13 protein-coding genes are annotated in these 15019 nt (G+C 69.2%); 4 read left to right on the top strand and 9 right to left on the bottom strand.

Annotation, left to right across the window (positions count from 1 at the left end; all coding sequences use genetic code 11):
• Window positions 1-3 precede the first annotated feature (3 nt).
• From R5O87_RS22585 to R5O87_RS22565, 5 genes are read right to left on the bottom strand one after another with little or no spacing between them, the layout of a single operon-like run.
• Window positions 4-1167, bottom strand: coding sequence for a cysteine desulfurase family protein (locus tag R5O87_RS22585; RefSeq protein ID WP_410555016.1), 1164 nt, complete (start codon window positions 1165-1167; stop codon window positions 4-6).
• A gap of 7 nt (window positions 1168-1174) precedes the next feature.
• Entirely contained in the window at window positions 1175-2047 is an 873-nt protein-coding gene (nadC, locus tag R5O87_RS22580; RefSeq protein ID WP_410555017.1) for a carboxylating nicotinate-nucleotide diphosphorylase, read from the bottom strand.
• On the bottom strand, window positions 2040-3761 hold the full coding sequence (gene nadB / locus R5O87_RS22575) for an L-aspartate oxidase (protein ID WP_410555018.1): 1722 nt from the start codon (window positions 3759-3761) through the stop codon (window positions 2040-2042). Before nadB ends, nadC begins: the two co-directional genes overlap by 8 nt.
• A 17-nt stretch (window positions 3762-3778) precedes the next feature.
• Window positions 3779-5089: a quinolinate synthase NadA gene (gene nadA / locus R5O87_RS22570; protein ID WP_410555019.1), complete on the bottom strand. Its 1311-nt coding sequence runs from the start codon at window positions 5087-5089 to the stop codon at window positions 3779-3781.
• Window positions 5086-5796: an NUDIX hydrolase gene (locus tag R5O87_RS22565; RefSeq protein WP_331574896.1), complete on the bottom strand. Its 711-nt coding sequence runs from the start codon at window positions 5794-5796 to the stop codon at window positions 5086-5088. The genes nadA and R5O87_RS22565 overlap by 4 nt, the downstream gene beginning before the upstream one ends.
• A 184-nt stretch (window positions 5797-5980) precedes the next feature.
• Between R5O87_RS22565 and R5O87_RS22560 the strand changes: the two genes are divergently transcribed.
• From R5O87_RS22560 to R5O87_RS22550, 3 genes are all read left to right on the top strand, one after another.
• Window positions 5981-7363 carry an amino acid permease gene (locus R5O87_RS22560; protein ID WP_410555020.1) on the top strand — a complete coding sequence of 461 codons (1383 nt, stop codon included), beginning with the start codon at window positions 5981-5983 and terminating at the stop codon, window positions 7361-7363.
• A 121-nt stretch (window positions 7364-7484) separates the two neighbouring features.
• Window positions 7485-8312 carry an alpha/beta fold hydrolase gene (locus R5O87_RS22555; RefSeq protein WP_410555089.1) on the top strand — a complete coding sequence of 276 codons (828 nt, stop codon included), beginning with the start codon at window positions 7485-7487 and terminating at the stop codon, window positions 8310-8312.
• Between the two features lie 135 nt (window positions 8313-8447).
• Window positions 8448-9101, top strand: coding sequence for a phosphoribosyltransferase (locus R5O87_RS22550; protein WP_410555090.1), 654 nt, complete (start codon window positions 8448-8450; stop codon window positions 9099-9101).
• On the opposite strand, the gene R5O87_RS22545 is transcribed toward R5O87_RS22550, so the two are convergent.
• The 3 genes from R5O87_RS22545 to R5O87_RS22535 form a co-directional block, all read right to left on the bottom strand.
• Window positions 9098-10429, bottom strand: coding sequence for an MFS transporter (locus R5O87_RS22545; protein WP_410555021.1), 1332 nt, complete (start codon window positions 10427-10429; stop codon window positions 9098-9100). The two genes, R5O87_RS22550 and R5O87_RS22545, sit on opposite strands and share 4 nt — an antisense overlap.
• A gap of 144 nt (window positions 10430-10573) precedes the next feature.
• A complete protein-coding gene (hpaB, locus tag R5O87_RS22540; RefSeq protein WP_410555022.1) occupies window positions 10574-12028 on the bottom strand; it encodes a 4-hydroxyphenylacetate 3-monooxygenase, oxygenase component in 1455 nt (484 codons plus the stop codon).
• A 51-nt stretch (window positions 12029-12079) separates the two neighbouring features.
• Window positions 12080-12607 (bottom strand): flavin reductase family protein, encoded by a 528-nt coding sequence (locus R5O87_RS22535; RefSeq protein ID WP_410555091.1) that lies wholly within the window; start codon window positions 12605-12607, stop codon window positions 12080-12082.
• A 185-nt stretch (window positions 12608-12792) separates the two neighbouring features.
• On the opposite strand from R5O87_RS22535, the gene R5O87_RS22530 reads away from it, so the two are divergent.
• Window positions 12793-13527 (top strand): IclR family transcriptional regulator, encoded by a 735-nt coding sequence (locus tag R5O87_RS22530; protein ID WP_410555023.1) that lies wholly within the window; start codon window positions 12793-12795, stop codon window positions 13525-13527.
• On the opposite strand, the gene R5O87_RS22525 is transcribed toward R5O87_RS22530, so the two are convergent.
• Window positions 13515-14969, bottom strand: coding sequence for an MFS transporter (locus tag R5O87_RS22525; protein ID WP_410555024.1), 1455 nt, complete (start codon window positions 14967-14969; stop codon window positions 13515-13517). The genes R5O87_RS22530 and R5O87_RS22525 overlap by 13 nt on opposite strands.
• Window positions 14970-15019: the final 50 nt, after the last annotated feature.

Raw genomic sequence — 15019 nt, 5'->3', positions numbered from 1 at the left:
ACGCTAACCCGGAATCAGACCCAGGTTCCGGACACTTCCGACGGCGGCCGTCACCGCCGCGGCGGCGGCCGCCAGGTCGGCGGCGGTCACCGACGAATCAAAGCTGAACCGCACGGCGGTCTGCGCCACCTCGGCTTCGATGCCCAGTGCCACCAGCACCGGTGACGGCGCGTCCGATCCGGCCGCGCATGCTGAGCCGCTGGAGCAGACCACACCCTGGCGCTCGAGTTCCAGGAGCACGGACTCCCCGCTGGTACCCGGGAAGCAGAAGGACGCCACCGAGGGCAGCCGTTCGGCCGGATGGCCGGTCAGCAGCGCACCGGGAACGCTGGCCAGTACCGCGCCGATAAAGTCATCGCGGAGGCCTGTGACGCGGTCGGCGAGCGCGGGCTGGTCAACGTGCGCCAGGGTGAGGGCGGTGGCCAGGGCCACGGCGCCCGCAACGTTTTCGGTACCGGAGCGCCGGCCGCGTTCCTGGCCCCCGCCGTGCACCAGCGGCTCGATGCGGGTCCGGCCGCGGACGAACAGGACGCCGTTGCCCTTGGGCGCCCCGAGCTTGTGCCCGGAGATGCTCAGCGCGTCCACGCCGAGCGCGCGCACGTCCAGCGGCAGCCAGCCGGCGGCCTGCACGGCGTCGGTGTGGAAGGGGGTTCCCCGCTCCTTCGCCAGGGCCGCCAGTTCGGCCACCGGTTGGACGGTCCCCACCTCGTTGTTGGCGTACATGATGCTGACCAGCGCGGTTTCGTCCCGCAGCACCGCGGCGAGCGCCTCGGGCGTGACCGTACCGTTCCCGTCCACCGGCACCACGTCCACGGTGAAGCCGTGGAAGCGTTCGAGGTAGCGTGCGGACTCCTCCACGGCGGGATGCTCGACGGCGCTGATCACCACCCGGTTCAGTGCCGGGTCCGCGGCCTGCCGGGCCAGCGCAATCCCCTTGAGGGCGAGGTTGTCAGCCTCCGTGCCGCCCGAGGTGAAGGTGATCTCCCCCGGCCGGCAGCCCAGGACCGCGGCCACGGTCTTGCGGGCGTCCGTAAGCGCCCGCGCGGCGGAGTCGCCGAGCGAGTGGTGGCTTGACGGGTTGCCGAATTCGCCGGTGAGGTAGGGCCACATGGCCTCCAGCACCTCCCGGCGGACGGGCGTTGTGGCTGCTGCGTCCAGGAAGATCATGGTGTGTTCACCCCACTGTCAGTTCGACGTCCAGGCCGAGGTCCAGGGCCGTGACGCTGTGCGTCAGGGCACCGACGGAGATGACGTCCACGCCAGCTGCGGCAATGTCCGCCACCGTCTGCAGGTTGACGTTGCCGCTGGCCTCCACTACGGCCCGCCCGGCCACCTGCCGGACGCCTGCGCGGAGTTCCTCGAGGCTGAAGTTGTCCAGCATGATGGTGTCCACCCCGGCGGCCAGGACAGGTTCGATCTGCTCGGCGCTGTCCACCTCCACCTCGAAGTGCGTGGTGTGTCCCAGCTGGGCCTTCGCGCCGGCGAGCAGCGCGGTCAGCTTCGCCGGATCTCCCCCGGTCATGACGGCCAGGTGGTTGTCCTTGGCCAGCACCGCGTCCGACAGGCTGTAGCGGTGGTTGGCGCCGCCGCCGCAGCGGACGGCGTACCGTTCCAGCACCCGCAGGCCGGGCGTGGTCTTGCGGGTGTCCGTGATGCGCGCCTTGGTGCCGGCGGCCAGTGCCACAAACTCCGCCGTCTTGGTCGCGATCGCGCTCATCCGCTGAGCCAGGTTCAGGCCCACCCGCTCGGCCAGCAGCACGCTGCGCGCCCGGCCGGTGACCCGCGCGAGCTTTGTTCCGGCGGCAAACGCTTCGCCGTCGGCCACGAGCAGCTCAACCTGCGTATCCGGGTCCACCATCAGCATCGCGTCGCGGAACACGCTGCCCCCGCTGAAGACCCCCGGGACACGGGCGTTGAGCACAGCGGTGGCGCGGGCCTCGGCCGGGATCAGCAGCTGCGAGGTGATGTCGCCGCTGGGCGCATCCTCCGCAAAGGCCCGCTCCAGGATCTCGCGGACGGGTGCTGCAGGGAGGGTCAGGCTAGTCATGGACAAGGCTCGCTTTCGGGCTCATTCTGAATTCTTCGTCTGGGGTGTCCGGGATGGCGGGTTCCGGCAGGCCGTCATTCCGGTAATGCGCACCGAGCGAACCGGTTCGCTCCCTCGCCGCGTGGACCAGCAGCTGCGCGGCGAGCAGCAGGTTGGCGTCCTCGTGGGTCCGCCGGTCCGCTGACTGCGGCGCGGCTTCCGGACACACGTCTTCGAACCACCCGGCAATCTCAGTCCCCGCCTCCCGCAGCAACTCCCCACTGCGCAACACGCCGGCCTTGGCAGTCATCAGCCGCCGCAAGGCTTCCCGAGAAAACGCTCCGGACAGTGGCGCTTCGCCGAACGGCAATCCTCCGCGTGCTGTCTCGGCCGCAAGCGGCCTCCCCTTGACGCACGCTTCCGGATCACCGTCCGCCGAACCAGACGGCTCAGCCAGGAATGCTTCAACAGCCCGCCGCCCGAACACGAGTCCTTCGAGCAACGAGTTACTGGCAAGCCGGTTGGCCCCCTGGACGCCGGTGCAGGCGACTTCGCCGGCCGCGAAGAGCCCGGGGACGGTGGTGCGGCCGTGCAGGTCGGTGGACACGCCGCCCATCCAATAGTGGGCGGCCGGCGCGACGGGGACCAGTTCCCGGGTCCACTCGATGCCGGCCTCGAGGGTGCCTCGGGTGATGGTGGGGAAACGGCGCGCCAGGAACCCTGCACCCCTGGCGGCTTCAATCCCGCGGGCGTCGAGGTAGACGTGGCCGTTCGGGTCGCCGAGCGCGGCAAGGTGGAGGGCGATGCTGCGGGACACCACGTCGCGCGGGGCGAGTTCGCCGTCGGGGTGGTAGCCATGCAGGAAACGGCGGCCGCGGGCGTCCACGAGGATGGCCCCCTCGCCGCGCACTGCCTCGGAGATCAGCAGCGGGTTCTGGCCGCCGTCGGACTTCACACCCCTGTCCCGGCGGGCTGATCCCCCCTCGGACCTGACCAGGCAGGTGGGGTGGAACTGGAAGAACTCCAGGTCGGCGACCGCGGCACCCGCGCGCCAGGCGAGGGCCAGGCCGTCGGCGGTGGCAACGGAGGGGTTGGTGGTCTGCGCGAACAGCTGCCCTGCCCCGCCGGTGGCCAGCAGCACGGCGTCGGCCTGGATGCTGCCCGGCCGGCCGTCCTGCAGGAAATCGACGCCCGTGACCCGGCGGCCCTGCTGCAGCAGGGCCGTGACGCTGGCGTGGCCCAGCAGCCGGATCCTGCCCGTGGCCTGTGCGGCCAGCACCGCGCAGATCAGGGCGTTGGCAATGCCTGCGCCGGTGGCGTCGCCGCCGGCGTGCAGGATCCGCGGCGCGGAGTGGGCGGCCTCGAGACCCAGGGCGGGGTCGCCGCCGTCGTCCAGGTCAAAACGGACGCCGAAGCGGCCGAGTCCGGCGATGTCCCGGCGCGCCTCGGTGCACAGCACCCGGACAGCCGCCGGGTTGCAGTGCCCGGCGCCGGCCTTCAGGGTGTCGGCGATGTGGGCAGCCACGGTGTCCCCGGGCGACGGCTCGTCCAGGACGGCGGAAATCCCGCCCTGGGCGAAGTACGTGTTGCTGTCCGCGAGCGCGCCCTTGGTCAGCAGCACCACGTCGGCGCCTGCCTCCGCCGCGAGCAGCGCGGCGTAGAGGCCGGCGATGCCGCTGCCGACGACGGCGAGCCGCCGGCGTGCGTCCGTTCCGTTTTCGCTGGGGATGGTCATTGCGGGCTCTTTTCGGACTATTGGGGCTTGGCGGCGAGCATGCGCTCGAGTGCAGTCCTGGCGTCCTGCTGCACGTCGTCGTCCACAATGATGCGGTTGACGATGCGGCCGGCCACGAGCTCCTCGAGGACCCAGGCCAGGTAGCCGGGGTGGATCCGGTACATGGTGCTGCACGGGCAGATCACCGGGTCCAGGCAGAAGATGGTGTGCTGCGGGTACTGGGCCGCCAGCCGGTTCACCATGTTGATCTCGGTGCCGATCGCGAAGACCGTGGGCTCGGTGGCTGCGGCAATGGCCTTCTGGATGAAGTCCGTGGATCCGGCGGAGTCGGCCGCGTCCACCACTTCCATGGGGCACTCGGGGTGCACGATCACGTTGACGCCGGGGAAGTCGGCCCGGGCCTTCTCGATCTGGGCCACGCTGAAGCGCTTGTGGACCGAGCAGAAGCCGTGCCACAGGATGACGCGGGAGTCCAGCAGGGCCTGTTCGTCGTTGCCGCCGAGTTCCTTGCGCGGGTTCCACATGGGCATCTGCTCGAGCGGGACGCCCAGTGCCTTGGCCGTGTTCCGGCCGAGGTGCTGGTCCGGGAAGAACAGGACGCGCTGGCCGCGCTCGAAGGCCCACTCGAGGACCGTCTTGGCGTTGGAGGAGGTACAGACGATCCCGCCGTTCCGGCCGCAGAAGGCCTTCAGGGCTGCGGAGGAGTTCATGTACGTGACGGGGATGACCGGAACGCGGCCTTCGGCGTCGGGCCCGGTGCCGAAAATCTCCTCGAGCTGTTCCCAGCAGTCCTCCACGGAATCGGCGTCGGCCATGTCCGCCATCGAGCATCCGGCAGCGAGGTTCGGCAGGATCACGGCCTGCTCCGGCGTGGAAAGGGTGTCGGCGGTCTCGGCCATGAAGTGCACGCCGCAGAACACGATCGCCTCGGCGTCGGGCCGGGTCAGCGCGGCGTTGGCCAGCTGGAAGGAGTCGCCAACAAAGTCCGCGTACTGGACAACCTCGTCGCGCTGGTAGAAGTGGCCCAGGATGACGGCGCGGTCACCCAGCGTTGCCTTGGCAGCCCGGATCCGGGCGTCGAGCTCAGCTTCGCCGGCCAGCTTGTACTCCTCGGGCAGCTGGCCCTGGCGCGGCGTGGAGGCCGGAGCGACGTCCGCACTGGAGGCCCCGGGTCCGTAGGCCGGAACACCGGCCAGCGTTTCGGCGAGGTCGTACTCCCAGGGCCCCTTGGCGAGCGCCGGACTGCAGGTGCCGCCGGTGCCGGCTGCCGTGGCCTTCTCGGCCTGTTCACGCGTGATCAGCTGGATGGCAGTGTTGACGCTGCTCATGGGGTACTCCTGTTATCTGGGTCGAGGCCGGGGCGGCCGGTAAATCGGTAAAGACGCGGCGGGCGGTGCTTGCCGCCCTGGAGGTATTCACCGGTTTCTTCGATTTCCGGCGTCGACTTGATCTGCCGGCGGAAGTTGGCGGGGTCCAGTTGCGTGTCCAGCACGGCTTCATAGACCTCGCGGACCTGGGCGAGGGTGAAGTACTCCCCCAGGAAGTGGTAGGCGATGGAGCCGTAGGCCAGCTTGTTCCGCAGGCGCCAGAGGGCGTAGTCCACAATTGCGTTGTGATCGAAGGCCAGGCTGCCGAGCTTGTCGGCGCGGAACCACCGGACGTTCTCGGATTCGTCGGCGAGGGCCGCCTCCGTGGGCTGCACCAGCGCCCAGTAGACGATGGACACGACGCGCTGGGTGGGCGAACGGTGCAGGCCACCGAAGGCGTAGAGCTGCTCGAGGTAGCTCGGCGCCAGTCCCGTGGTCTCACGCAGGTTCCGCGAGGCGGCGTCCTGCAGGGATTCAGCGTGGGTCAGCGGGCCGCCGGGCAGTGCCCACTGGCCTTTGAACGGTTCCCGGATCCGGCGGACCAGCGGGATCCACAGCGTGGGGCGGCCGGAGGACTCGCTGGGGCGGAGCGCGAAAATCACCGTGGAAATGGCGAGCGACGGCGGCGCGGACTGCCGCTCGGCCACATTGGCTGAGGTGGTGTACACCGTGATCACCCGCTTCGCTGCGATCGGCTGGCCCGTTGGGGCCCGCCCTGGATTAGTTATAGTCAACTTGACTCAAACTGATTCTACGGCCGGCTGCCCGGGATGCAAAATGTTTCGCGAAAGTTGGGTGTAAATTCGAAAGGTCCCAAAAGGACCAGTCCCCAACCCCAAGAAGGTACGCAGCATGACGATGAAGTCCACGGCAGAGCGACCCGCAGTCGAGCTCCGCCACAGCATGAAGTCCCGCCAACTCACCATGATGGGCCTCGGCAGCGCCATTGGCGCCGGGCTCTTCCTGGGCTCAGGCGCCGGCGTCCAGGCAGCCGGCCCCGCAGTCCTGGTTTCCTACCTTGTGGCCGGCACGCTCATCATCCTGGTCATGTGGGCTCTGGGCGAGATGGCGGCGGCCAACCCCAACAGCGGCGCCTTCTCCGTCTACGCCGAACGCGCCATGGGCAAGACCGCCGGGGCAACCGTGGGCTGGCTCTGGTGGCTGCAGCTGGTAGTGGTCATCGCCGCCGAGGCACTCGGCGCGGCGGGGCTGCTGTTTTCGGTCTGGCCGGTGGTTCCGGTGTGGGCACTCGCCCTGGTGTTCATGGTGGTGTTCACGGGCATCAACCTCGCCGGCGTGAAGAACTTCGGCGAGTTCGAGTTCTGGTTCGCCATTCTCAAGGTGACCGCCATTGTCCTGTTCCTCGCCATCGGTGCCGCGCTGCTGCTCGGGCTCCTGCCGGACGTGGCTTCCCCGGGACTGGCCAACATCACCGGAGACTTCGCCCCCTCGGGCCTCGGCGGCATTGCCACGGCCCTGTTCGTGGTGATCTTCGCGTTCGGCGGCACGGAGATCGTGAGCGTCGCAGCCGCTGAAACCGAAGACCCCGAGCACAGCGTCACCAGGGCCATCCGCACGGTGGTGTGGCGGATCCTCGTCTTCTACATCGGCTCCGTCTTCGTGATCGCCGCCGTCCTGCCCGCCACGTCGGAGGCCCTGTCCTCGCCGTTCGCGGGCGTCCTGGATGCCGCCCGCATCCCCGGCGCCGCCACCGCCATCACCCTGGTGGCCGTCGTCGCCCTGCTGTCCGCCCTGAACGCCAACCTGTACGGGGCGTCCCGCATGGTGTTCTCGCTCGCAGAGCGGGGCGAGGCTCCCGGCTTCCTGTCCCGGCTCAGCGGCGCGGGAGTGCCGACGGCCGCCGTCGGCGTCTCCGTCGCTTTCGGCTTCATCGCCACTGTCCTGGAACTGCTGTTCCCGGGGCGCATCCTGCCCGCCCTGTTCCAGCTGGTCGGGTCCACCTGCCTCGTGGTCTGGGGTTCGGCACTGGTCTCCCAGCTCATCCTGCGCCGCCGGGCCGACCGCGCCGGCACACCGCTGCCGCTGCGGATGAAGGGCTTCCCCGGGCTCACCGTGTTTGGCCTCGTGCTGCTGGGCCTGGTGTTTGCCGTGGGCTTGAGCGCCGAGAGCAGCCGCATCCAACTGGTCAGCACGCTGCTGCTCATTGCCGGCATCGCGGCCGCCTGCTGGGCGGGGGCCCGGTTCGCGGCATCGCGGCGCGCCCGGCTCTCCTAGCCGTGGATTTGCCCGGTCCGCAGGCGGGTAGAGTGGTGCCCATCCACGGCGGACCGGCGACGAAGCAGTCCCGGCGAGCCCTGCACCTGACAAGGATTGAGACTTGACGAGGACTGAGGCGATGAGCGGCAGACACACCGGCGAACAGCACTCCCACACGGTCGAGGGCACCGACCCGCAGCTTTACGTCGAGGTGCACGATCCCGCGAACGACGCCGGTCTCCGCCCCATCCTCCTCATTCACGGCTTCTCCGCGTCCAGCAAGCTGAACTGGGAGGACACGGGCTGGATCCCGGCGCTGCTGGAGGCCGGCCGCCGGGTCATCGCCGTCGATCTTCCCGGCCACGGCCGGAGCGGGGCCCCGGAGGACATGGACTCCTACTCCCCCAGCCGGATCAGGGCGGACCTCCTGCAGATAGCGTTCGACGTCGGCGCCCGGCCTTTGCGCGACGGTGACCCTGCCAGCGGGCTGGACGTGGTGGGCTATTCCCTCGGTTCCCGGCTCGCCTGGGAGTTCGGCGCCACCCAGCCGGAGCTGGTCCACCGGCTGGTGCTGGGCGGCGCGAACATGGCCGACCCGCTGGCGGCCTTCGACCTCGTGGCCGCCCAGCGGTACCTGGCCGACGGCACGCCCATCGAGGACGCGTCCACGGCCGGGCTGCTGAGCATGGCGCAGGCGCTGCCCAGCAACAACATTTTCGCGCTGCTGTCCCTGGTGGAGGCGATCAAGGGCGAACCGTACGACCCCGCCGAGGCCGTGCCGCACATGCCGGTGCTGCTGGTGGCCGGCGAAAACGATGAACGCGCCGCGTCCATGCCGCAGCTCGCCGACCTGGCCCTGAAGGCCGGCGCCATGGCCGAGCAACTGGTCCTGCCCGGGCGCACGCACACCAGCGCCATCACCAGCCGCGCCTTCAAGCAGGCGGCCATCGCGTTCCTCGGCAGCTAGCCAGATTCCCAGGCCTATCCTGACCTGACTCCCCGTTCCAGCCCGGCCCAACGCCGTCGAAAACCCCGGCTCCCGCCGGAGCCTACGGGCGTAGGCTGGATCTTGGGGGTGGCGGAGACACCGGAAGAGGAACCCATGGCCATGGTTTTTGAGGACCGGGAAGACGCAGGAAGGCAGCTTGCGGCCGCCCTTCCGCAGTTCCGCGAGCGCCCGGACACCATTGTGCTGGGCCTGGCCCGCGGCGGCATCCCCGTGGCCGCCGCCGCGGCTGAGGTCCTCCACCTGCCGTTCGGGGCCCTGCTGGTCCGCAAGCTGGGCATCCCGGGCCATGACGAAACAGCATTCGGCGCGCTGGCCTACTCAGGCGGAAGAATCGTCCGCCTTCTCAACAGGCCGCTCGTGGAGCGGATTCTCGACGACGGTGTGCGGCAGGAATGGCTCGACCAGGTGGAGCACCGGGAACGGGCCGAACTGATGCGCCGTGCCGACAGCTACCCGGCCGTGGACCCCGATGTGCATGGCAAGACGGCCCTGCTGGTGGATGACGGCCTGGCGACCGGGGCCACCATGCGGGCAGCTGTCGAGGCGGTGCGGATGGCCGGCGCGGCGGCGGTGGTGGCCGCCGCACCGGTCGGTTCGATCGAGGCGGAGAAGTCACTGTCCCGGGTGTGCAATGTGCTGTGCCTCCACCTGCCGGGACGGTTCCGGGCGGTGGGCGCCTTTTACCGGCGCTTTGACCAACTGAGCGACGAGGACGCGATTGCGCTGCTGCACGGCGCCCGCATCTAGTGCCGGCTGATCCCGAGCGGCCGGCCGCGCGTCTCCTTGGCCAGGATCACGCCGATGCCTGAAATGACACACAGGATCATGATGTAGATGCCGATGGAGCCGGTCCACTTGGTGCTCTGCAGGAGCGACTCGGCGATGGTGGCGGCGAATGCACCGCCCAGGATGGCGCCGAAGGCATAGCCGATCGAGATTCCCGAGTACCGCACGTTGGCCGGGAACATCTCCGCGTACATGGCGGACATGGGGCCGTAGGACAGGCCCAGGCCCACCGTGAGGACGAACAGCGCCACGCCGTAGAGCATGATGTCCCTTGTGTCGATGAGGGCGAACATCGGGATCATCCAGGCGAAGACGATCGCGTAGCCGGTCAGAAAGGTCTTGACCCGGCCGATCCTGTCCGAGAGCCAGCCGCCCACCAGGGTGAAGATCAGCCAGCCGAAGGAGGCCAGCGTGGTGGCCAGCAGGATCTGCGGCGTGGGCATCTTCAGCGTCCTGGTTGCGTAGGCAATGAAGAAGGCAATCAGGAGGTAGCCGGCGGCGTTGTTGCCGATGAAGATCATGGTGGAGTAGAGGACGGCCTTCTTGTGGCTCCGGATGAGTTCGCCGAGCGGGGCCTTGCTTTCTTCCTTGCGGGCCGTCATTTCCTTGAAGACCGGGCTTTCACCGACGGCGCGCCGGATGAGGTAGCCCACCACAATCAGCACGATGGAGAGCAGGAACGGAACGCGCCAGCCCCACGAGGCGAAGTCCTCCTTGGACATGCCGGTGTTGAGGAAGAACAACAGCCCGGTGGCCAGGATCATGCCCACGGGGACGCCGATCTGCGGGTAGGCGCCGAACAGGCCTCGCCTGCTCTTGGGGGCGTGCTCCACCGCCATCAGCGCCGCACCGCCCCATTCACCGCCGGCGGAGAAGCCCTGGATGACGCGGAGGGTGATCAGCAGCACCGGCGCCCAGAAGCCGATCTGGCTGTAGGTGGGCAGCATGCCGATCAGTGCCGTGGCGGCGCCCATCATGATGAGGGTGAAGACCAGCATGGCCTTGCGGCCCAGCCGGTCGCCGAGGTGCCCGGCGATGATGGCGCCGAGGGGGCGGAACAGGAAGCTGATGCCGATCAGGGCGAAGGAGAGGATCTGCGCCAGGCCCGGGTTGGATTCGTTCAGCGGGGCCAGGAACAGCGGCGACAGCAGCGTTGCCGTCAGCTGGGCGAAGATGAAGAAGTCGTACCACTCGATGGTGGTGCCCACCAGTGTGCCGGCGAGGACCTTGCGTTCCTCACGCTTGCTGCTGGGGCCCGCCTCTGAATCGACGTGTGAAGTTGCGGTCATTGAAACTCCGTGGGTGGGGGCAGTGCTACTGCCGGCGGCGATGAAGGGCTGTCCGATTTACTGATCGAACGGTCAGTTAGTGTGAGGATACTACGAAAGTGTGATCTGGCGCACCCCTCCGTCAGTCTGCCTGGTCGGTCCGGCCTAGTCGGTCCGGTGCAGGAACTCACGCAGCCGCGCCCTGGCAGGTTCGCGGTCGTACGTGTTGACCAGCGCCCCGGCCATCCGGACCGGGTCCCCGAAGAAGAAGTACTCATACAGCGACTGCCGGCCGGAGAAACCTGAGATCGAGGCGTCAAACGCAAGCTTGAACAGCCGGACCCGCTCCGGCCCGGTCAGCGTCTTCCCCTGCAGGTACAGGTCGATGTCCGCCCTGGCATCGCCGTTGACGTCCGCCTCACCGGGCAGGGCCATCAGTCCGGACGCGGAGAACTTCCGGATAATCTGCGGGAAGCGCTGGGCCACCTTCGGATACCAGTTGCGGGCAGCGTTGAGGGTGGTCCACTTGGGCAGCATCATGCCGGCCTCATTGGGTTCGGCGTCGGCCTCGGACGCCCGGACCAGCGCCTTGCCGATTTCGACGTCGATGATCAGTTCGGCGATGTCCTCCTGGATGTGCTGGAACCCGTCGATGCCGATCGAGTCGGCGAGTTCGGAAGCGAGGCCCAGGAAGAACTCGCTCTTGGCGATGGTCCTGGCCACCACCTGGTGGGTCATGAGGGCGCCGGCGCCGGTCTCGGCGTAGAACGAGTTGCAGAGCTGCGGATTGCCGAGCATGAAGATGCGGTCGCCGGGAACGAAGACGTCGTCAAAGATGGCCACGGCGTCCATTTCCTCGTAGCGGGACGCCAGCGGTTCATCGTGGATGCTGCCGCCGTTGTACAGCGAGGACCGGCAGAGGTACCGGAGGCCCGGCGTGTCATTGGGGACGGCGAAGGCAAAGGAATACGGGGCATCCTCCGGCGTGCCGCGCAGCACTGTGGACGGGAAGACCAGCAGCTCGTCGGCGATGGGGGCGATCGTGGCGAGCATGCGGGCACCGCGGACCACAATGCCGTCGTCGCGCTCCTCGACAATGTGGGCCGTGAGCTGTCCGCCCAGCTGCTCCGAGCCGGATACGGACCGGTTCACCTGCGGCGGGATCAGCGTATGGGTTGCGAGCATGTCGTTTTCGCGCGCCCACTCGTAGTAGTTGCCGATGTTCTCGGCAAACTTGGGATCCGCCTGGGCGAACCACTTCCCGGCCGTGCCCAGGGCGGTGAGTGCGGAGTTCATGTAGTCGCCGGTGCGGCCGAGGAATCCGTTCGTCGCCTCGGCCCACGTGGAGGTGGCCCGGCGCCGGTGCTGCAGGTCCTCGATGGTCCGGGGCACCAGGAAGGACGCGCCGACGAGGTCGCCGGTCGTGGGCGAGGCGTAGGTCAGCGACTCCTGGTGCCGCCGGTCGTGCTGCATGTCGAACAGCCTCGCGTACTGCCGGGCTACGTTGCGGAAGGCCGGGTGTTCGGCGACTTTTTCGCTGACCACTTCACCGTCGATCACGATGTGCGGGGTCATCGCATTGAGTTTGTCCAGGTACTGCTGGCCGGTTCTGATGCCCATTGCTGCCTCCAGTCGTCGTTGAACTGTTTTGTGGTGGTGAAAGTGTGGTGCCTACAGCAGGTCCTCTATCCCCAGCTGGCTCTCGGGGATGGTGGTGAAGGCGCTGTTGGCGAACGCGAGGGCGTCGCCGTTGCGGTGGTCGAAATCCACCACCTCGCCGAGATAGAGCGTGTGGTCGCCGCCGTCGTACGCCGCCCAGGGCCGGCATTCAAAATAGGCGAGCACGCCGGAGAGCCGGGGCGCTGTTGCCCCTTCCACCCAGTGGGGCTCCGGCCCGGGGCGCCCCGCAAAGTGCAAAGCCAGCTGCCGCTGCTCGGCGCCCAGGATGTTGACGGTGAAGGGCCGGCCGGCCAGCTCGTCGTGGGCCTTGGCGGTGCGGGCGATGCTGGCCAGGACCAGCGGCGGGTCCATGGAGACTGCCGTGAAGGAGTTGACGGTGATGCCGTGCCGCTTGGTGGCGCCGTCGAAAGTGACAATGGCGACGCCGGTGGCGAACCGGCCGAGGCTGCCGCGGAAGCGGTGGGCGCGGGGCACCGAGGTCCTGCCCGGAACACCGGGGCCCGCTGCTGGATTGGCCATCATCTTTGATCCTTTGGGTGCGCCCTCCATCTCTGGCGCACCGTGCCGCAGTCGCTCTAAACTGTTCCGTAGGTGGACTGTTCTATAGTTGAACAGGCGGTTCCTATATGGAACGGTAGCCCAACGGAACGGGCCACACAAGCCCTTTTGGCTGGCGCCCCGCTTACTTGCCTAGGATGGACAGCATGACTCCCAACGCCGGTGCCGCAGCGCAGGTTGCGCCCGCCCAGGCCTCCCCGTCGCAGACCCTTTCCCGGGGCATCCGCGCACTGGAAATCCTTGCCGAGGCCGACCGACCGCTGACCATCGCCGAGCTTTCGGAGGCCATGGGCGTCCACCGCTCCGTCGCCTACCGGATTCTGCGGACCCTCGAGGACCATTCCCTGCTGGTGCGCGACGACGCCGGCCGGGTGCAGCCCGGGCCCGGCCTCGCGGTGCTGGCGCGCGGCGTGTCACGGAACCTCCAGACTGCTGCGCTGCCGGAACTGACCCTGCTGGCCAACTCACTCAACATGACGGCCTTCGTGGCTGTGTGGGACCACCAGGACTGCGTGACGCTGGTGACGGTGGAACCCCGGCATTCGGCCGCCACCGTCGTGCAGCATCCGGGGTCCCGCCATCCGATCAGCTCCGGCGCGCCAGGCATCGCCATCCAGTCCGCCCTGACGGAGCACGAGTGGAGCCAGCTGGCTCCCGCCGTGCCCTATCGCCCGGAAGCCGCCGAGGCGCGGCAGAGCGGTTACGCGGCAAGCCACGATGAGGTGATTGCCGGGGTCTCCTCCCTTGCCGCACCGGTCCGGGTGCCCGGCGGGCGCCCGGCGGCGGTCGCCGTCGTCTATATCCGCTCCTCGCAGGACCCGGCGGAGGTGGCCGCGGCCCTGACGGCAAGCGCGGCCCGGATTGAAGGTCAGCTCGCCTGAGCTGTCCGTTTCCGCGAACGGACGACGACGGCGGCCACCGCCCCGAGCGCGAACAGCGCCGCCGCGGCGGCTGCCGTGACGAGGAAGGCGGCCTGGTGGCCCGCTTCCTGCGCCAGCTGGCCGCCGATGGACGAGCCAAGGGCGGTGCCCGCGACGATGCCGCTGGCGAGCGCCGTCATCACGGTGGCCAGCCGGCCGGCCGGTGCCACCAGCCCGCCGATGGCAAAGACCGTGACCATGACCGGACCCACCGGCAGACCCAGAGCGAGCAGCACCAGCACCATGCCCCAGCCGTCGGTGGGCAGGAACAGCAGGGCCGAGAGTACGGCCATGGCTGCCGCCCCCGTCACCCAGCGGGCAGTCACCGGGAAGCCGGAAGGCCAATAGGCCACAGAGATCGCGGCCGCGGCCGAGCTGATCCCCATGACGGCGTAGAGGAGTCCGGCCGCCTCTGACGTTGCGAACCCGGCGGCAAACGCGCTCAAGGCCGCCTGCGTGGAGCCGAAAAAGGTGCCCATGCAGACCATGGCCAGGACAGGAAGCGCCACTGCGGCCGGGCCGGTAAGCCGGCTGCCGGACCGGGTTCCGGCGCTGCCGCTGCTTTCCCTGCCCTTAGCGGCCGGTCCCGTATTGGCCCCTGCTGGATTGGGGCCGCCCGCCCGGGTGGCGGCCGCCCGCCGCGGAACAGCGGCGTGGGTATGGTGGACGGCGAAGGCGGGCACGAGCGTCATGGTGAGCGCTGCGGCCAGGGCCAGTGGCAGCCACGGTGCGACCAGGCTGGCCAGGACTCCCACGAGGGCCGGTCCGAGCACGAAGGTCAGTTCGTCTGCCGTGCTCTCATAGGACAGCGCGACGTCCAGGTCGGCGCCGTCCCCAGCGCGGCGGCTATCGGCGGTGAGGGCCATCCACCGGACGCGGGCCAGCGGGCCAACCTGGGGGCAGCTGAGGCCGGCCGCAAATGCGGCCGCGATGACGGTCCACGCGGCACCGACGTCGTGGACCCCGGGAATCATGTATGCGGCGGCGAGGATGGCCAGCACGGCGGCGACGTTCAGGACGGCCGAGACCAGCAGCACCGGGCGCTGGCCGAGCCGGTCGGCGAGCCAGCCGAGGATGGGCGCGCCGATGGCCGAGCCGATGCCGACAGCGCCCGCCGCGGCTCCGCCCACGGCATACGAGCCGGTGACAGAGGTGGCGAGGGTGAGGGTTCCCAGGGTCAGCATCGCCAGGGGCAGCCGGGCAAACAGGCCAATGGGCAGGAACCCCCTGCCTGCGAGCGCCGGCAGGCGCGCGAAGCGGCCGCCGAACGGCCGGGGTGGGGCATCCGTGCCGGCTGAGGGGGCCGTACCGGCTGGCGCGTCTGTGCGGCCTGGCGCGTCTGTGCGGGCGGAGTGGGTCGGACGGGGGTCGGCGGATGGCTGGGGCGCCGTTGAAGTGCTCATGTATGCGGGCTCGTTCAGTCGTGCGCATCGTCCCTCCTCCCGATGCGCTG

Source organism: Arthrobacter globiformis (assembly GCF_046536215.2).
In the GTDB taxonomy this organism is placed as follows: domain Bacteria; phylum Actinomycetota; class Actinomycetes; order Actinomycetales; family Micrococcaceae; genus Arthrobacter; species Arthrobacter globiformis_E.
The sequence above is the reverse complement of the archived record's forward strand: the minus strand, read 5'-3'. Positions and strand labels throughout refer to the sequence as shown.